Here is an 18,417-nt window from a genome sequence, read left to right as displayed (position 1 = left end):
TTTGCGTAGGGATTTCCTTCCCGCGCATCAATAAAAATGGCGCTGAAAAAACATTCAACGCCATCGGTTTTTTTTGCCTTTGCGGCATCGGGCAATACATGTCGGATGCGGCGTGAACGCCTTATCCGGCCTACGGTTCTACTCCTGCGTAGGCCTGATAAGACACGCCAGTGTCGCATCAGGCAACGGCTGTCGGATGCGGCATAAACGCCTTATCCGACCTACGGTTCTACCCCTGCGTAGGCCTGATAAGACGCGCCAGCGTCGCATCAGGCAAAACCGTATTAATTCGGCGTATAGCCCATTACCACGCCGCTTAAGCCAGAAAGTTGCTTCAGCTCACCCAGCGAGCCTTTCAGCTTCTCTTTCGAGGCATCCGGCCCAACCAGAATACGGGTAATTTTACCCTGTACTGGCGTTGACGGCGACGTATAAACCCGGTATCCCGCACCGCGCAATTTACCAACAATCTCATTCACTTTGTCGGCATTTTTCAGCGCACCCAGTTGCACAACATACGCTTTACCCGTCGGTGCAGCTTTTTCCTCCACGACCGGTTTCGGTTCTGGCTTCGGCGCAGGTGCTTCCACTTTCGGTTTAGGCGGTTCCACCGGTTTCGGCTTCGGCGGAGCGACCGGTGCAGGTTCCGGTTCAAACTCGGTATTATTGGCTGCAATGATTGCCGGATCGAGCGAAGGTGCCGCAGCATCGCCCGCACGCACCTCCTCTGCAGCCCCTTCCGGCGGCTGTGTCGGCAATGCCTGGGTAGCGGCTGGCATCATATCAGGCTCATCACGATCGCCCGCTTTAGGCACCAGCGGGATTGCCGCGAACTCATCCTGATAATGTTTTTTCTGCCCGTCCAGCAGCCCTGGCAGCACAATCACTCCCAGCGCCACCAGCACTATTGTGCCAACTAACCGATTCTGAAACTTACTCGCCACCGCTTCTCCTCGCGTCAATCACTTCCATGACATGTGCGACCGTGTGGAATGAACCACACACCAGCACGGTATCTTCCGGTTTAGCGTCTGCCATTGCGGCATCCCATGCCTGCGCAACGCTATCAAATGATTTGCCGTTACCCAAATGCTCAAGCAGTTGTTCTGCCGTGGCACCGCGCGGCCCTTCCAGTGGCGCACAATACCAGTCATCCACCACGCTTTTCAACCAGGCCAATGTACCAGCAATATCTTTATCATGTAGCATACCGATTACTGCCAGTACGCGCCCCTTTTTCGGTAACGCTTTCATACGCCCGGTAAGATATTCTGCCGCATGGGGATTATGGGCGACATCAAAAATGACGCGTGGCGACTCGCTCACAATCTGGAAACGTCCCGGCAAAATTGCGCTGGCAATGCCATCGCGAATTGCCTGTTCACTGACCTCCAGACCGCTGGCACGCAGCGCAGCCAGCGCCGTTGCGGCATTCGGTTGTGGGACAAGCGGTAACGGCAGGTTTTCCAGCGTACCGTTTGCGTCAGTAAACGACCAGCCATGGTCGCTGACGAAATAATTCCACTCTACGCCTCGACGTCGCAACAGTGCGCCCTTCTCATGCGCTACATCGGCGATGGTGTACGGCATTTCAGGTTCACCAACGATCGCCGGTCTTTCACTGCGGAAGATCCCCGCTTTCTCGCGACCAATGCTTTCGCGATCTGGCCCCAGCCAGTCGGTATGATCCAGCGCAATGCTGGTCACCACAGCCACATCAGCATCGACAATATTGGTGGCATCCAGACGACCACCCAGCCCCACTTCCAGAATTACCACATCAAGTTGCGCCTGTTTAAACAGCCACAGCGCCGACAACGTGCCGTATTCAAAATAGGTCAGGGAAATATCACCGCGTGCCGATTCAATCTCAGCAAAAGAGGCGGTGTGGGCCGATTCTGGTAGTTCCTGACCCTGTACACGAACGCGCTCGGTATAACGCACCAGATGCGGCGAACTGTAAACCCCCACTTTGTACCCTGCCGCCATGAGTATCGATTCCAGCGTGCGGCAGGTTGTGCCTTTGCCATTCGTACCTGCAACGGTAAACACAAACGGTGCTGGTTTCAGAACGCCGAGATGCGCTGCCACCTGGCTTACGCGCTCAAGGCCGAGATCGATAGTCTTACTGTGCAGGTTTTCCAGATAAGAAAGCCACGAAGCCAAAGGCGACGCGGCTTGAGGTGTGCGTTTGATAATCATGGTATCCGCTGATTCATTACGGGGATAATAGCAAAAGGGCAGAGCCAGCGGCCCTGCCCTTATCAGTTATCAGGCCTCAGGTTCCTGATCCGGTGCTGGAGGCACCACTTCGCCTTCACGTGGCGCTTCAGGATTTGGCGCTGGCAGATTCATCAGCTTCGCCAGAATGCTCGCCAGTTTCAGGCGCATTTCCGGACGGCGGACGATCATGTCGATCGCGCCTTTTTCGATCAGGAACTCACTGCGCTGGAATCCCGGTGGTAGTTTTTCGCGAACGGTCTGTTCAATCACACGCGGGCCGGCAAAGCCAATCAACGCTTTCGGTTCAGCAATATTGAGATCGCCAAGCATCGCGAAGCTCGCAGAAACACCGCCCATCGTCGGATCGGTCAGCACAGAAATGTACGGCAGACCGCGCTCTTGCATTTTCGCCAGTGCCGCAGAGGTTTTGGCCATCTGCATCAGCGACATCAGCGCCTCTTGCATACGTGCGCCACCAGAGGCGGAAAAGCAGATAAGCGGGCAGTTGTCTTCCAGCGCCTGCTCAACGGCACGCACAAAACGAGCACCCACTACGGATCCCATTGAACCGCCCATAAAGGCAAATTCGAAGGCAGCAGCAACGACCGGCATTCCATACAGGGTGCCTTTCATTACGACCAGCGCGTCTTTTTCGCCGGTTTCTTTCTGTGCTGATGCCAGACGATCTTTATACTTTTTGGAGTCACGGAACTTCAGCACATCTTTCGGCTCAAGCTCGCTACCCAGCTCCACAAGGCTTCCTTCATCTAACAGGCTATGCAGGCGATTACGCGCCGTCATACGCATGTGATGGTCACACTTCGGACAGACCTCAAGATTACGTTCCAGCTCTGCACGGTATAAAACCTGACCGCAGCTATCACACTTAGTCCACACACCTTCAGGAATGCTTGCCTTGCGGGTGGGAGTAATGTTGCTTTTAATTCGTTCAATCCAGCTCATTAGGGACCTTTCTGTCTGAACCTGGTTCGATGCCAGTTTTATCTTTGGGGACGCATAATGCCATTTTTGCCCCCAACAGACCATCAATGTTGCACATTAAAACATAACAGCCCGAAACTTTGGATAAAAAAGTGGTCGAACCGCCGAGTTACTTTATTTTGCGGCGCGTGCCGCAGCGCGTTTGTGACGGATAATTTCGATGACGCCCGGCAGTATGGAAACCACAATAATCCCGACGATCAGCAGCTTAAGGTTATCCTGAACCATTGGGATTGTACCGAAGAAATAGCCTGCGTAGGTAAAAAGCAGTACCCATAACAGCGCGCCGATCACATTGTAAGCGGCGAAATGACGGTACGACATGTGGCCCATCCCCGCAACGAACGGGGCGAACGTTCTGACGATTGGCACAAAACGGGCAAGAATAATGGTTTTGCCACCGTGTTTCTCATAAAACTGATGCGTTTTGTCGAGATAGCTACGGCGGAAAATTTTCGAGTTCGGATTACTGAATAATTTCTCGCCGAACAATCGCCCGATGGTGTAGTTGACCGCATCACCAACAATCGCGGCAATTAACATCAGTACGACCATCATATGAACATTGAGATCGTTGGTTTCAAGCGAAGCCAGTGCCCCGGCAACAAACAGCAGCGAATCTCCCGGCAGAAACGGTGTCACCACCAGACCGGTTTCACAGAACAAAATCAAAAACAGGATGGCATAAACCCAGACGCCATACTCTGCGACCAGCTCCGCCAGATGCACATCAATGTGCAGGATAAAATCGATGAGGAAATAAATCAGGTCCATAATTGCCTATGCCTTTTGCTCTTACTCTTTCAGGCCGTAACTGCGCTGGCTACGGCCTGAAATGTTCAGAGCATTATTCTCGTTAGTCCGCCAGAAATAGCGGGCCCATTGGCGGCTTTGGAAGATCAAACCGGTCAGGGTAATCCACCGCAACCAGATATAGACCTTCCGCTTTCGCCGTTGCTGCCGCCAGCGTTCTGTCCTTTGCCGCCAACAGCTCTGCTATCCAGCTCTCTGGCTGGTTGTGGGCACCGACTTCCATCAGGCTGCCTACAATATTCCTCACCATATGGTGTACAAAGGCATTCGCTTTGATATCCACCACCACATAAGGACCGTGACGCGTGACGTTGATATGCATAACGTTGCGCCACGGCGTTCGGGACTGACATTGCACCGCGCGAAACGAGGTGAAATCATTCTCGCCCAGCAGACATTGTGCAGCCCGATGCATCCGTTCGGCGTCCAGCGGTTCGTAAAAGTGGGTTACCCCTTTACTCAGCACTGCCGGGCGCAGGCGATGATTGTAGATGATGTAGCGATAACGGCGAGCCGTGGCGCTAAATCGGGCATGAAAATCATCGGGTACAGCTTTAACCCAACGCACGGCGATGTCACCAGGTAAATTCGCATTTACGCCCAACGTCCACGCAGCGTCTTTGCGCTGCGCGGTCGTTTCGAAATGCACAACCTGCCCGGTGCCGTGTACGCCTGCGTCGGTACGCCCGGCGCAGAAGACGGTGATCGGTTCATTCGCCACCTGCGAGAGCGCCTTTTCCAGCTTCTCCTGCACGCTGCGAACTTCGTTCTGCCGTTGCCAGCCGTAATATCTGCTGCCGTCGTACTCAATGCCCAGCGCAATTTTATAAACTGGCGGTTGTTGCTGGTCGGACATTAGTACAGATACTCCTGCACCAGTTTTTCAGCGATCTTCACTGCCATCAATGCGCCGCCAAAGCGAACGTTATCAGCCACCGACCAGAACTGAATTTGCTCCGGCATACCATAGTCATTACGCACGCAACCAACAGAAAGATGCGGCGACCCGGAAGCATCGCCCACCTGCGTTGGAAATTCATTCTCTTCAGAAAGCTCAATATCTTCGCTTTGAGCAAACGCATCACGCGCTTCTTCTGCCGCCAGCGGACGCAGTGCTTCAAAATTGACCATCTGGGCATGACCGTAAAATACCGGTGCCTGAACAACACTTGCCGAGATCATCAGTCCTTCGTCCTGCATGATTTTGCGCACTTCATCGACGATACGGCGTTCTTCGCGCACGCTACCTTCGCGATCCGGCAATAAGGGCAGCATGTTGAACGCCAGCTGACGCCCAAAGAAATCTTCTTCATCAATCGGAATGCCGTTCAGCAGTTTCGCGCTCTGCCCCGCTAACGCATCGACCGCTTTTTTACCCTGGGCGGAGGCGGAAATCAGGCTGGTGACGCTGATACGAGACAAACCGCCTTGATCGATTAACGGTTTCAGTGCCGCCAGTAACTGGCTGGTAAGGCTGTCCGGTACGGCGATGACATTCCGGTTGCGGTAATCGGTCAGTACAAACGGGTTTACTTCCGGCACCACCAGCGGTACGTCGGGTTCGAGAGCAAACAATCCGCTGCTGTCGATCACCAGACAACCCGCGTTGGTCGCTTCTTCAACCCAGGCAGCGGTCGCTTCTTTGCCTGCGACAAAAAATGCCAGTTGCGCCTGCGTCCAGTCGAATTCAGCGGCATCCTGCACGGTGATTGTCTTACCACCAAAGCGCAGTTGTTCGCCTGCGCTTTCGTTACGTGCCAGTGCATAAATTTCCCCAACCGGGAACTGACGTTCAGCCAGCGTTTCAAGCAGGGCTTCGCCCACAGCGCCAGTTGCGCCCAGGACGGCAATGTTCCAGCCTTCAGACATGGTGGTTTACTCCAGAAATAGCAAAACTCCCTGCCGATATTACAGCAGAGAGCATGAAGAAGAGATTAACGTGCCGGATGATGAACGGCGTTAAAACCCAGTTTACACAGTAATGCCGCCGCGCTGGCGTCATCACAGATCACATACAGAGACGACCATTCACGGCGCTCAAGGTAGTTTTTGCGCAGTTTATCAAACTCACCCGGTATTCCGGCGACTTTACGCAGCGGTGCGTCATCGCGGCGCACATCATACACCAAATGCACCAGCCTTTTCAGCGTTGGCTGATCGAGCGAGCCATGCAGCGTAATGCGACCAAACTCTGGCGTTGGCAGCAATGTATCCAGCGCAACGTGTTGTTCATGACCAATAAACTTGCTATAGGCTTCAAACACTTGCGTAGTACCGCGCGCTTTTCCTTCCAGGGTATAACCGGCAATATGCGGCGTGCCGATATCCACTTTCTTCAACAGTTCCACGTTGAGTTCCGGTTCGCCTTCCCAGACATCCAGCACCACGCTTAATTTCTGACCTTCGTTCAGACAGGTCAGCAGGGCGGTATTATCGACGACTGCGCCACGGCAGGCGTTAATCAGGATCGCTCCAGGTTTAAGGCTACGGATCAGTTTTTCATCCGCCAGATGTAGCGTTTTGTACGGCCCATCTTTAAAGAGCGGTGTATGGAAAGTCAGAACATCTGCGTGCTGAACCAGCTCATCAAGAGAACGGAAATTCCCCTCATCCCCACGATCGGCGCGTGGCGGATCGCAAAGCAAAGTTTTAATCCCCAACGCCTCCAGCCGCGCCTGTAATCGACGACCGACATTACCGACGCCCACGATCCCCACGGTACGGTCATGCAGTGAAAATCCATCGCGTTCGGCAAGCATCAGCAATGACGAGAAAACGTATTCCACTACCGCAATCGCATTACAGCCAGGTGCCGCAGAAAAACCAATCCCCACCTGCTTCAACCATGCCTCATCAACATGGTCTGTCCCTGCCGTGGCAGTGCCAACAAATTTTATCGGTTTCCCCGTCAGCAGCGACGCGTTCACTTTTGTGACTGAACGCACCATCAGCGCATCTGCATCATCCAGTTCAGCGACTGGAATTGGACGCCCCGGAACCGCTTTCACCTCACCCAGACGGCTAAATAATTCGCGGGCATAAGGCATATTTTCATCAACAAGGATTTTCACGTTTGTGCTACCTGTATGAGAACGAGAGTTAACCGGATAAGTGTGCCATAATCTCGCGGCCAGGCATACTTGCGATGATTTCAGGTATAAGGATACATAATGATACAACCTCTTTCAGGCCTTCCTCCTGCGCAACCACCAGGGCAGGGGGATAACCTGTCGTCTGGCGCAGGCAATCAACCTTTATCCAGCTTGCAACGTACCGCGTTGGAAAGTTTGATGACCAAAATAACTTCGCTGACGCAACAGCAGAGAGCGGAATTGTGGGCCAATATAAAGCACGATATCGGTCTGCCGGGTGATTCACCTTTGCTTTCACGCCACTTCCCGGCCGCAGAACAAAACCTTGCGCAACGTCTGCTATCTGCGCAAAAAAGTTATTCTGTCCGCCAACTTCTGGCTCAATTGGGGGAATATTTACGTCTGGGGAATAATCGTCAGGCCGTCACGGATTATATCCGGCATAATTTTGGCCAGACACCTCTGAATCAACTCTCACCGGAGCAATTAAAAACCGTCCTGACTCTGCTACAAGAAGGGAAGATGGTTATCCCACAGCCGCAACAGCGCCAAGCGACCGAGCGACCTTTATTACCAGCAGAGCACAATACGCTCAAGCAACTGGTCACAAAACTCGCGGCAGCCACGGGGGAACCCAGTAAACAGATCTGGCAATCGATGCTGGAACTTTCAGGGGTGAAAGATGGCGAGTTGATTCCGGCGAAACAGTTTAACCATCTCGTCACCTGGTTACAGGCGCGTCAGGCGTTAAGTCAGCAACACACACCGACGCTGGAGTCGCTCCAGATGGCGCTAAAACAGCCACTGGATGCCAGCGAGCTGACGGTATTATCGACCTATGTTGAGCAAAAGTATGGCCTTTCTACGCATTCAGCCCTGACTTCTGCACAGGCCGAGGATATCCTTAACCAGCTCTATCAGCGGCGGGTGAAAGGCATTGAACCACGTAATATTCAACCGCTGTTCAATCCCTTTACCCCATTCATTGACACGATACAAAAAATGTCAATGCGCCCCAGCTTGTGGATATTATTCGTCGTCATCGTTGTGATGTTGGTTTGGCTGGTGAGTTAACACCGGCGAAACGACAGTATCGTCACGATAATCCCCAGCACCGCCGATATCGCCCCAGCAAGAAATACCGAAGAGTAGCCAAACGAGGTCGCCAGCACTCCCGCCAGCGGCCCGGAAACGCCGAGGGCGATATCCTGAAACGCGGCATAGCCGCCGAGCGCAGTACCGCGAACCTGGGAAGGAACACGTTTAACCACTTCCACGCCCAGCGCAGGAAAGATAAGCGAACATCCGGCTCCGGTTAATGCCGCGCCCGCTAATGCGACCCACGCACCTGGGGCTTGCCAGAGCAGCAACAAGCCCACCGTTTCTACAAGCAGAGAGACAATCGCCACTTTTACGCCGCCAAAACGATCTGGCATCCAGCCAAACATCACGCGCATAACGACAAAGGCGCCGCCAAAGGCTGTGAGCGTAAAGCCCGCCATCGCCCATCCTTTGCTGGCAAAGTAGAGCGAAACAAAAGTCCCGATAACCGCAAAGCCAACCCCCTGAAGCGCCAGACCTAGTCCTGGTTTCCAGATAAGCCCGATAACGCTCCACAGCGATGGGCGTTCTCCCGTCATTGCCGGTACTTTGCGTACTGTGCCATTGCAGACCCACGCCAGTAACGGCAATGCCATTGTAGTAAGCGCCAGTGCGGCAAAACCATAATGGCTATGAATCAGTAAGCCAAGCGGTGCACCGACTGCCAGTGCGCCGTAAATGGCCATTCCGTTCCAGGACATCACTTTACCGGAGTGTTTCGATCCGACAATGCCTAATCCCCATGTCAAAGCCCCCGTCAGTAACTGACTTTCACCAAAACCAAGAATTAAACGCCCAACGACCAGCAGAGCAAATTTAATCGGTGCAGAGACGGGTAAAAGCGCCGCCAGCAGCAGCGCGCCGCCAGCCAGACCACAAGCTAACATCCCCTGAAGCGCCGAACGTTTTGCGCCATATTGATCGGCCAGCCGCCCGGCGTAGCCACGCGTCAGCACCGTAGCCAGAAACTGAATGCCGACGGCAATCCCGACCATGGTGTTGCCATAGCCCAGTTCATGATGAACAAACAGCGGGATAACCGGCAACGGTAACCCTACGGTCATGTAAGTTAGAAAAACCGCAAAGGCGATACGAAAGAGTGAAAAATTGGCAGAAGATCGTGTTTCTGTTTGGCTTACAGCAGTCATGCATTACTCCAGAATGCAGCGCAAGGCGAGGAATTTCCCCGTCTCATCTCTCTGGTTTCAGGGTTACGGTGCGTTGGCAGGATTTAACGCTTACGTCTTTTCAGAAGGAAATCGACAAAGCGGGAAGTTTGCCTGGAACAGGCGGCAATTGTCAATGATGTGAAAAAGGGAACCATCAGGCTCCCTTTTGCGTTAGTGTCGGATGCGACGCTGACGCGTTTTATCCGACCGACTCTATCTATTAATCTTTCAGCTTGCGCATTACCAGCGTGGCGTTGGTGCCGCCGAAGCCGAAGCTGTTAGACATAACGGTAGTCAGTTCGCGATCGGTTGTTTCGGTCACGATGTTCAGACCCGCCGCCTGTTCGTCCAGCTCTTCAATGTTGATGCTCGGGGCGATAAAGCCATGTTCCAGCATCAGCAGAGAGTAGATAGCTTCCTGCACACCCGCCGCGCCCAGTGAGTGACCGGTCATTGCTTTGGTTGCAGAAATCGCCGGGCTCTTATCGCCGAACACTTCACGGATAGCCGCCAGCTCTTTCACGTCGCCAACCGGAGTTGAAGTACCGTGAGAGTTCAGGTAGTCGATTGGGGTATCAACGCCGTGCATCGCCATCTTCATGCAGCGAACCGCACCTTCACCAGACGGAGCAACCATATCTGCGCCATCAGACGTTGCGCCGTAGCCAACGATTTCAGCGTAGATGTGGGCGCCACGTGCCAGAGCGTGTTCCAGCTCTTCCACCACGACCATACCACCGCCGCCAGCGATAACGAAACCATCACGATGAGCGTCATAAGTACGGGAGGCTTTTTCCGGGGTGTCGTTGTATTTGGTAGACAGCGCGCCCATTGCGTCGAATTCACACGCCATTTCCCAACACAGCTCTTCGCCGCCGCCAGCAAACACGATATCTTGTTTGCCCAGTTGGATCTGCTCGACTGCGTTACCGATACAGTGTGCGGAAGTCGCACACGCGGAGCTGATGGAGTAGTTAACACCGTGAATTTTAAACGGTGTGGCGAGGCAGGCAGAAACGCCAGATGCCATCGCTTTGGTGACCACATACGGGCCAACCGCTTTCAGGCCGCGCGGGCCACGCATTGCGTCAGCGCCGAACACCTGGAAACGCGGGGAACCGCCGCCGGAACCTGCAATCAGGCCAACGCGCGGGTTATTCTGGTAAGCTTCCGGAGAGAGGCCAGCATCTGCAATTGCCTGCTCCATAGAAAGGAATGCATAGATGGATGCGTCGCTCATAAAGCGCACAACTTTGCGGTCAATGAGGCCAGTGGTATCCAGTTTTACGTTGCCCCAGACGTGGCTACGCATGCCGGAATCCTTCAGCTCCTGAGAGAAAGTGATCCCTGAACGTCCTTCACGCAGAGATGCCAGGACTTCCTGCTGGTTATTACCGATGCTGGAAACAATGCCCAGGCCAGTAATCACTGCACGTTTCATTCAATACCTCTGTAAGTCGCACATAGAGTAAGTTTCGAATGCACAATAGCGTACACTTGTACGCCGAACAAGTCCGATCAGACAATTTATAGAGAAATTTGCGCAGCCTGACACACATCGCTAAGATCGAGCCACCGCCTGTAAGACGAGTAACTTACGTGAAACACTACGCAATACAACCTGCCAACCTCGAATTTAATGCTGAGGGTACACCTGTTTCCCGAGATTTTGACGATGTCTATTTTTCCAACGATAACGGACTGGAAGAGACGCGTTATGTCTTTCTGGGGGGTAACCAATTAGAGGCACGTTTTCCTGCTCATCCACATCCTCTGTTTGTGGTAGCCGAGAGCGGCTTCGGCACCGGATTAAACTTCCTGACGCTGTGGCAGGCATTTGATCAGTTTCGCCAGGCGCATCCGCAGGCACAATTGCAGCGATTGCATTTCATTAGTTTTGAGAAATTTCCCCTCACCCGTGCTGATTTAGCGTTAGCGCATCAACACTGGCCGGAACTGGCGCCGTGGGCGGAACAACTCCAGGCGCAGTGGCCTTTACCCTTACCCGGTTGCCATCGTTTATTGCTCGATGAAGGACGCGTAACGCTGGATTTATGGTTTGGCGACATTAACGAACTGACCAGCCAACTGGACGATTCGCTGAATCAAAAAGTGGATGCCTGGTTTCTGGACGGCTTTGCGCCCGCGAAAAACCCGGATATGTGGACGCAAAACCTGTTTAATGCCATGGCGCGTCTGGCGCGTCCTGGCGGCACGCTGGCGACCTTCACTTCTGCCGGATTTGTCCGTCGCGGTTTGCAGGAAGCCGGATTCACAATGCAAAAGCGTAAGGGCTTTGGGCGAAAACGGGAAATGCTTTGCGGCGTAATGGAACAGACATTACCACTCCCCTCCTCCACGCCGTGGTTTAACCGTACAGGCAGCAGCAAACGGGAAGCCGCAGTTATCGGCGGCGGTATCGCCAGCGCGTTATTGTCTCTGGCGCTGTTGCGTCGCGGCTGGCAGGTAACGCTTTATTGCGCGGATGATGCCCCTGCACTGGGTGCTTCCGGCAATCGCCAGGGGGCGCTGTATCCGTTATTAAGCAAACATGATGAGGCGCTGAACCGCTTTTTCTCTAATGCGTTTACTTTTGCTCGTCGGCTTTACGATTTATTGCCCGTTAAATTTGATCATGACTGGTGCGGCGTCACGCAGTTAGGCTGGGATGAGAAAAGCCAGCATAAAATCGCGCAGATGCTGTCGATGGATTTACCCGCAGATCTGGCTGTTGCAGTCGGGGCGAATGAGGTTGAAGGCGTTACAGGTGTAGTAACAAATTGCGGCGGTATTACATATCCGCAAGGTGGCTGGTTGTGCCCGGCAGAACTGACCCGTAATGTGCTGGAACTGGCGCAACAGCAAGGTTTACAGATTCGTTATCAACACCAGTTACAGGACTTATCCCATAAGGATGACTGTTGGTTGCTGAATTTTGCAGGTGATAAGCAAGCGATGCATAGTGTGGTGGTACTGGCGAACGGGCATCAAATTAGCCGTTTCAGCCAAACATCGCCTCTGCCGGTGTATTCAGTTGCCGGTCAGGTTAGCCATATTCCGACAACACCGGAACTGGCGAAACTGAAGCAGGTGCTGTGTTATGACGGTTATCTCACGCCGCAAAATCCGGCAAATCAGCATCATTGTATCGGCGCCAGTTACCATCGCGGTAGTGAAGATACGACGTACAGTGAAGATGATCAGCAGCAGAATCGCCAGCGGTTGATTGATTGTTTCCCACAGGCGCAATGGGCGACAGAAGTCGATGTCAGTGAAAAAGAGGCGCGTTGCGGTGTACGTTGTGCCACCCGCGATCATCTGCCAATGGTGGGCAATGTTCCCGATTATGACGCAACGCTCGCGGAATATGCCTCGCTGGCGGAACAGAAAGATGAGGCGGTAAGCGCACCGGTTTATGACGATCTGTTTATGCTTGCAGCTTTGGGTTCGCGTGGTTTGTGTTCTGCCCCGCTGTGTGCCGAAATTCTGGCGGCGCAGATGAGCGACGAACCGATTCCGATGGATGCCAGTACGCTGGCGGCGTTAAATCCGAATCGGTTATGGGTACGGAAATTGTTGAAAGGTAAAATGGTGAAGGCCGGGTAATCAGCTTTGGCATTGTTTGTCGGATGCGGCGTGAACGCCTTATCCGACCTACGGTAACATGTAGGCCTGATAAGACGCGGCAAGCGTCGCATCAGGCATGGTGCTCCAGACGCCAACAACTTACTGCTGTGACGCCTGCTGAAACAGGTTTTCCCACATATCGGTAACCAGCGCCTGGTCACGCGGCGACAATTCACCGGCGCCAATGGCTTTTTCCAGACTCTGGCTAACGGTTGTATGCACCGCCTGGGCGGAGTGGTCATCACCACTTTCCAGTTCTGCGATGGCTAACGTCAGGTGGCCACGCAAATATCCACTGGCAAACAACTCATCATCACTGGCATGGTCAACCATACCGTCGATTAATGCCAGAATGCGTGATTCAAACTCCGCGATCATCTTCTTTCCTCATTGTAAAACGTGGCGCTGGCTTCAGTTGAGCTCTTCCGGCCACGGGAACTGTTCCGCCGTAATTTCCGGCGTGTGATAATAATTTTGTAATGCGTTTATGAAGCGTGCCGGACGTTCGGGAATACCGTTTGCCAGATAATCCATCACCTGCGCATGTACGCGTCGCTGGAACACCACGCGATCCGGTTCGAAGTCGCCTTCCAGATTGTCGCAGCTAACGTTAAACGGATATCCCGCCGCCACGCAGAACAACCAGTCCAGCGCCTGCGGCTTCACTTCAACATCTTCAAACTGGCTTTGCGTTTGGGCATCGCGTCCGTCCGGGCAATACCAGTAGCCGAAATCAACCAGTTCACGGCGCGCTTTCCCGGCAATACACCAGTGCGAAATCTCATGAATTGCGCTGGCATAAAAACCATGAGCAAAGACGATTCGGTTAAACGGTATTTCCGCATCAGCAGGAAGATAGATCGGTTCGTCGTCGCCTTTAATCAGACGGGTATTAAATTCATCGGCAAAGCAGCTATTAAAAATTTCAATCAACTGCTCATAGTGGTGTGTACTGTTCATTAGTTCATCCCCAACCAGTGGAGGATCTCCTGTCCGTGGCTATCATAAAGTAATTTGGCACTCATCACCGCCGATACAATAACGATCATCGGGCGGATCAGCTTTTGTCCTTTGCTCAACACCAGTCTTGAACCCATGCGCGCGCCGAGGAACTGCCCCACCAGCATCACGAATCCTGTCGCCCAAATCACTTTGCCGCCGAGAATAAACAGCAGCAAACCGCCTATGTTTGACGTTGCGTTGAGTAATTTGGCGTGAGCCGTGGCTTTGGCGAGGTTGAATCCGCACAGCGTAACGAAGGCCAGCGCGTAAAACGATCCGGCAGCCGGGCCAAAGAATCCGTCATAAAAACCGACGCAGCCACCGGCAATTAACGCGAAGGGTAAACCGTACATCCGGCGCTGGCGATCTTCTTCACCCAGCTTTGGCATCAGCAAGAAATAGAGGCCGATACAAATTACCAGAATGGGCAAAATCTGCCGTAAGACATCAGCCTGAACGTATTGCACCAGCAGTGCGCCGCTCATTGAGCCGACAAAGGTCATGGCGATATTGAGTTTCTGATCGCTTAAACTAACCACTTTGCGGCGAATAAAGTAGATAGTGGCGGAAATAGAGCCGCCGCAGGCTTGCAGTTTATTGGTTGCCAGCGCGTTAGCGGGAGACATCCCCGCCGCCATTAACGCCGGAATGGTAAGTAACCCACCGCCACCGGCAATCGAGTCAATAAATCCCGCCAGCATGGCGACAAAAAAGAGAACGCCCAGCAATAGCGGGGAGACCATAAACAGGCTATTAAACGTTTCCATTAGATCACGTGCTCATCCAGTAGCGCCTGGCAGGAAGGCGGCAACGGAGGCGGTGTCTTCTTCTCAGGCTTGGTTGTTCCTGGTTTTGGAGGTTCAAACCAGCTTTGCAGTTCAGCCCCGCAACCATCGCCCGGTGGCGGTAAAGGTTGATCTTCACACTCCAGACTATCGGCAGGACAACGTAATCGTACATGCATATGCGCACGATGCTGGAACCAGGGTCGCACTTTGCGCAACCAGTCGCGATCGGTGCCCGCATCAAGGCAAAGTTGTTGTTTAATCGCCGGATTAACAAAAATGCGCGTGACGTCTTTGTCCTGCGCAGCGAGTTTGATCAGGCTGAAAATTTCTGGTTTCCACAGCGTGGGGACAACGTGTTTACCGTCGCGGGAAACTAAGTCCAGTGCTTGCGGGCGCAAGAGCTGCGCGGAGGTCCAGCGTGTTTTCGGCAGTTGCAGGAAGATATCAACATCCAGTCCGGTCTGGTGGCTGGCGTGACCGCCGTTGAAACGCCCACCAGCGGGCATCCCCATATCGCCAATCAGCACCGTACCCATGCCCAGATTGTTCACCTGGCTACTCAGACGCTGAATAAACATCACCAGATCCGGGTGTCCGAAATAGCGACGCTGGTCGGTACGCATCACCTGATAATGTTCGGAGTGTATCGGCAGCGTGTCAGCACCGACGATACAGCCATTGGAAAAACTGCCTATCGATTGTGCGCTACCCGGCACAGGTTGGGTTATTTTTTGCCACGGCGTCGCTGCCAGGCTGGCGCTACTGGCAAGCAGAGCCAGCAGCGCAATCGCGGTTTTGTTCATTTTTTACCAGCGTGGAATATCAGTCTTCACATCGGCATTTTGCGCCCGCTGCCGTAGCAGGTGATCCATTAAAACGATCGCCAGCATCGCTTCAGCGATCGGCACCGCGCGGATCCCGACACAGGGATCGTGACGGCCTTTGGTGATCATCTCAACTTCTTCGCCAAAGCGGTTAATGGTACGCCCCGGCACAGTAATGCTGGAGGTCGGTTTCAGCGCCATATGGGCAATGATTTGCTGCCCGCTGCTGATACCGCCGAGAATGCCGCCCGCATGGTTGCTCTGGAAACCGTCTTTGGTGATTTCGTCGCGGTTCTGGCTGCCGCGCAGCGCCACCACGTCAAAACCATCGCCAATTTCCACGCCTTTCACCGCGTTGATGCTCATCAGCGCGTGGGCGATGTCGGCATCCAGGCGGTCAAAGACCGGCTCGCCAAGTCCGGCAGGAACGCCACTGGCAACAACGGTGACTTTCGCACCGATGGAGTCGCCCTCTTTTTTCAGCGCACGCATCAGTTCATCTAAGGCTTCGATTTTGTCCGGATCCGGGCAGAAGAACGGATTTTGCTCAACCTGCGACCAGTCTTTGATTTCCAGTGGAATGTCACCCATCTGGGTCAGGCAGCCGCGAATTTCGATGCCAAATTTCTCAGCAAGATATTTTTTGGCAATCGCCCCTGCCGCAACGCGCATGGCGGTTTCGCGGGCGGACGAGCGTCCGCCGCCGCGATAATCGCGCAGGCCGTATTTTTGTTCGTAGGTGTAATCGGCATGGCCTGGGCGGAAAACGTCCTTAATCGCGCTGTAATCCTGAGAACGCTGATCGGTGTTTTCGATCAACAAGCCAATGCTGGTGCCGGTGGTGACGCCTTCAAAAACGCCGGAGAGAATTTTGACCTGATCCGGCTCGCGGCGCTGGGTGGTATAGCGCGATGTCCCAGGGCGACGACGGTCGAGATCGTGTTGCAGATCCGCTTCCGTGAGCGGGATGCCTGGCGGCACACCATCGACGATACAGCCGAGCGCCAGCCCGTGCGATTCGCCGAAGGTGGTTACGCGAAAGAGTTGTCCTATTGTGTTTCCAGCCATCACGGCTCCGTTATTGTTGTGTTTGCGTGTTTACTTAATCTTTATAAATTCCAAAATGTTCCCGCGCCGCAACAAGCTGCGCTTTGGTGAGCATAAACACACCGTCGCCGCCGTTATCAAACTCCAGCCAGGTGAACGGAACATCCGGATATTGTTCCATAAGATGTACCATGCTGTTGCCCACTTCACAAATCAGCACGCCATCATCAGCAAGGTAATCTGCCGCGTTACCGAGAATGCGGCGAGTCAGTTTCAGGCCGTCAGTGCCAGATGCCAGGCCCAGTTCCGGCTCGTGACGATATTCGTTTGGCAGGTCGGACATATCTTCCGCATCGACATACGGCGGGTTAGTGACGATCAGGTCATACTGCACTTTCGGCAAGTCACGGAACAGATCGGATCGAATCGGAATGACGTTATGGATCAAACCGTGTTCTTCGATGTTCTGTTCGGCAACCGCCAGCGCGTCGGGAGAGATATCCACCGCATCAACTTCCGCTTCCGGGAAGGCATAAGCGCAGGCAATAGCAATGCATCCGCTGCCAGTGCACATATCCAGAATATGCTGCGGTTGTTTGCTGATAAGCCCGGCAAATTTATTGTTGATCAGTTCACCAATCGGCGATCGCGGCACCAGTACGCGTTCATCGACGTAAAATTCATGACCGCAGAACCAGGCTTTGTTGGTCAGGTAAGCCACCGGAATGCGTTCGTTGACGCGGCGGATCACGCGCTCAACAATACGATGTTTTTCGCTGGAGGTCAGGCGGGCGTTACGCATATCTTCCGGAATATCCAGCGGCAGATAGAGCGATGGCAATACCAGTTGCACTGCTTCGTCCCACGGGTTGTCTGTGCCGTGACCGTACCAGATATTTGCCGCGCTGAAGCGGCTAACCGACCAGCGCAACATGTCCTGAATGGTTTGCAGCTCATTTACTGCTTCATCGACGAAAATTTTATCCACGTATTCCTCCAGGGCATGGTCGCATTAATTTCGGCGGCTAGTTTGCCATGAAGATGACGATAAATCAGCATTCACGCGGCGATGACGCAGGAAAATTATGTTTTGACCGATCGATTGTGCTGCGAGTCGGGTAAACTGTAGGAAAATTAAAACAGAGATACATAAATGAAAAAGAAAACAACACTCAGCGAGGAGGATCAGGCACTGTTTCGCCAGTTGATGGCGGGTACTCGCAAAATTAAGCAGGACACGATTGTCCATCGTCCACAACGAAAGAAAGTCAGCGAAGTGCCGGTCAAGCGGTTGATTCAGGAGCAGGCTGATGCCAGCCATTATTTCTCCGATGAGTTTCAGCCGTTATTAAATACCGAAGGTCCGGTGAAATATGTTCGCCCGGATGTGAGTCATTTTGAGGCGAAGAAACTGCGCCGTGGCGATTATTCGCCGGAGCTGTTTTTGGATCTGCATGGTCTGACGCAGCTTCAGGCCAAACAAGAGTTAGGCGCGTTGATTGCCGCCTGCCGCCGTGAACATGTATTTTGCGCCTGTGTGATGCATGGTCACGGGAAGCATATTTTGAAGCAGCAAACGCCGCTGTGGCTGGCGCAACATCCGCATGTCATGGCGTTTCACCAGGCACCGAAAGAGTATGGTGGCGACGCGGCGTTGCTGGTGTTGATTGAAGTGGAAGAGTGGCTGCCGCCAGAATTGCCCTGAATGACAACAACCGGATATAGAATT

18 protein-coding genes are annotated in these 18,417 nt (G+C 53.5%); 3 read left to right on the top strand and 15 right to left on the bottom strand.

Going from position 1 to position 18,417, the window contains the following annotated elements; genetic code table 11:
- Window positions 1-284 precede the first annotated feature (284 nt).
- The 7 genes from dedD to pdxB form a co-directional block, all read right to left on the bottom strand.
- Window positions 285-944 (bottom strand): cell division protein DedD, encoded by a 660-nt coding sequence (gene dedD / locus LG381_RS11210; protein ID WP_000146983.1) that lies wholly within the window; start codon window positions 942-944, stop codon window positions 285-287.
- The gene (gene folC, locus LG381_RS11205; RefSeq protein WP_225762418.1) at window positions 934-2,202 is read right to left on the bottom strand and encodes a bifunctional tetrahydrofolate synthase/dihydrofolate synthase; all 1,269 of its coding nucleotides are present in this window, start codon (window positions 2,200-2,202) and stop codon (window positions 934-936) included. The genes dedD and folC overlap by 11 nt, the downstream gene beginning before the upstream one ends.
- A gap of 69 nt (window positions 2,203-2,271) precedes the next feature.
- Window positions 2,272-3,186, bottom strand: coding sequence for an acetyl-CoA carboxylase, carboxyltransferase subunit beta (accD, locus tag LG381_RS11200; protein WP_000118402.1), 915 nt, complete (start codon window positions 3,184-3,186; stop codon window positions 2,272-2,274).
- Window positions 3,187-3,339: 153 nt separating this feature from the next.
- The gene (locus LG381_RS11195) at window positions 3,340-3,999 is read right to left on the bottom strand and encodes a DedA family protein (RefSeq protein WP_000364335.1); all 660 of its coding nucleotides are present in this window, start codon (window positions 3,997-3,999) and stop codon (window positions 3,340-3,342) included.
- Window positions 4,000-4,081: 82 nt separating this feature from the next.
- Window positions 4,082-4,894 (bottom strand): tRNA pseudouridine(38-40) synthase TruA, encoded by an 813-nt coding sequence (truA, locus tag LG381_RS11190; RefSeq protein ID WP_001283597.1) that lies wholly within the window; start codon window positions 4,892-4,894, stop codon window positions 4,082-4,084.
- Entirely contained in the window at window positions 4,894-5,907 is a 1,014-nt protein-coding gene (locus LG381_RS11185) for an aspartate-semialdehyde dehydrogenase (protein WP_001289156.1), read from the bottom strand. The genes truA and LG381_RS11185 overlap by 1 nt, the downstream gene beginning before the upstream one ends.
- Window positions 5,908-5,972: 65 nt before the next feature.
- A complete protein-coding gene (gene pdxB / locus LG381_RS11180) occupies window positions 5,973-7,109 on the bottom strand; it encodes a 4-phosphoerythronate dehydrogenase PdxB (protein WP_085460976.1) in 1,137 nt (378 codons plus the stop codon).
- A gap of 99 nt (window positions 7,110-7,208) precedes the next feature.
- On the opposite strand from pdxB, the gene flk reads away from it, so the two are divergent.
- Window positions 7,209-8,204 carry a flagella biosynthesis regulator Flk gene (gene flk / locus LG381_RS11175; RefSeq protein WP_000615849.1) on the top strand — a complete coding sequence of 332 codons (996 nt, stop codon included), beginning with the start codon at window positions 7,209-7,211 and terminating at the stop codon, window positions 8,202-8,204.
- Here flk and LG381_RS11170 read toward each other — a convergent pair.
- Together LG381_RS11170 and fabB are read right to left on the bottom strand one after the other, a co-directional pair.
- Complete coding sequence (locus LG381_RS11170) at window positions 8,201-9,379, bottom strand: MFS transporter (RefSeq protein ID WP_225762417.1); 1,179 nt, start codon at window positions 9,377-9,379, stop codon at window positions 8,201-8,203. The two genes, flk and LG381_RS11170, sit on opposite strands and share 4 nt — an antisense overlap.
- 241 nt (window positions 9,380-9,620) lie before the next feature.
- Window positions 9,621-10,841, bottom strand: a complete 1,221-nt coding sequence (gene fabB, locus LG381_RS11165; protein ID WP_000817178.1) for a beta-ketoacyl-ACP synthase I — start codon at window positions 10,839-10,841, stop codon at window positions 9,621-9,623.
- A 158-nt stretch (window positions 10,842-10,999) separates the two neighbouring features.
- On the opposite strand from fabB, the gene mnmC reads away from it, so the two are divergent.
- Window positions 11,000-13,006 carry a bifunctional tRNA (5-methylaminomethyl-2-thiouridine)(34)-methyltransferase MnmD/FAD-dependent 5-carboxymethylaminomethyl-2-thiouridine(34) oxidoreductase MnmC gene (mnmC, locus tag LG381_RS11160; RefSeq protein WP_225762416.1) on the top strand — a complete coding sequence of 669 codons (2,007 nt, stop codon included), beginning with the start codon at window positions 11,000-11,002 and terminating at the stop codon, window positions 13,004-13,006.
- Window positions 13,007-13,126: 120 nt separating this feature from the next.
- On the opposite strand, the gene LG381_RS11155 is transcribed toward mnmC, so the two are convergent.
- The 6 genes from LG381_RS11155 to prmB are packed head-to-tail and all read right to left on the bottom strand — an operon-like array spanning window position 13,127 to window position 17,676.
- Window positions 13,127-13,405 (bottom strand): YfcL family protein, encoded by a 279-nt coding sequence (locus tag LG381_RS11155; protein ID WP_000559764.1) that lies wholly within the window; start codon window positions 13,403-13,405, stop codon window positions 13,127-13,129.
- A gap of 33 nt (window positions 13,406-13,438) precedes the next feature.
- Window positions 13,439-13,987: an elongation factor P hydroxylase gene (gene epmC, locus LG381_RS11150; RefSeq protein ID WP_001089228.1), complete on the bottom strand. Its 549-nt coding sequence runs from the start codon at window positions 13,985-13,987 to the stop codon at window positions 13,439-13,441.
- Complete coding sequence (locus LG381_RS11145) at window positions 13,987-14,796, bottom strand: sulfite exporter TauE/SafE family protein (RefSeq protein ID WP_000447361.1); 810 nt, start codon at window positions 14,794-14,796, stop codon at window positions 13,987-13,989. Before LG381_RS11145 ends, epmC begins: the two co-directional genes overlap by 1 nt.
- Window positions 14,796-15,620, bottom strand: coding sequence for a penicillin-insensitive murein endopeptidase (gene mepA, locus LG381_RS11140; RefSeq protein WP_105280580.1), 825 nt, complete (start codon window positions 15,618-15,620; stop codon window positions 14,796-14,798). The genes LG381_RS11145 and mepA overlap by 1 nt, the downstream gene beginning before the upstream one ends.
- Before the next feature lie 3 nt (window positions 15,621-15,623).
- Window positions 15,624-16,709, bottom strand: coding sequence for a chorismate synthase (aroC, locus tag LG381_RS11135; protein WP_001353064.1), 1,086 nt, complete (start codon window positions 16,707-16,709; stop codon window positions 15,624-15,626).
- 34 nt (window positions 16,710-16,743) lie between these two features.
- Window positions 16,744-17,676: a 50S ribosomal protein L3 N(5)-glutamine methyltransferase gene (gene prmB / locus LG381_RS11130; protein ID WP_010346713.1), complete on the bottom strand. Its 933-nt coding sequence runs from the start codon at window positions 17,674-17,676 to the stop codon at window positions 16,744-16,746.
- Window positions 17,677-17,841: 165 nt separating this feature from the next.
- On the opposite strand from prmB, the gene smrB reads away from it, so the two are divergent.
- Window positions 17,842-18,393, top strand: a complete 552-nt coding sequence (gene smrB, locus LG381_RS11125) for an endonuclease SmrB (RefSeq protein ID WP_000730816.1) — start codon at window positions 17,842-17,844, stop codon at window positions 18,391-18,393.
- The last annotated feature ends 24 nt before the right edge of the window (window positions 18,394-18,417 follow it).

This window comes from Escherichia sp. Marseille-Q3837 (assembly GCF_916618735.1).
GTDB lineage: Bacteria > Pseudomonadota > Gammaproteobacteria > Enterobacterales > Enterobacteriaceae > Escherichia > Escherichia ruysiae.
This window is presented reverse-complemented; position numbering and strand designations above follow the sequence as displayed.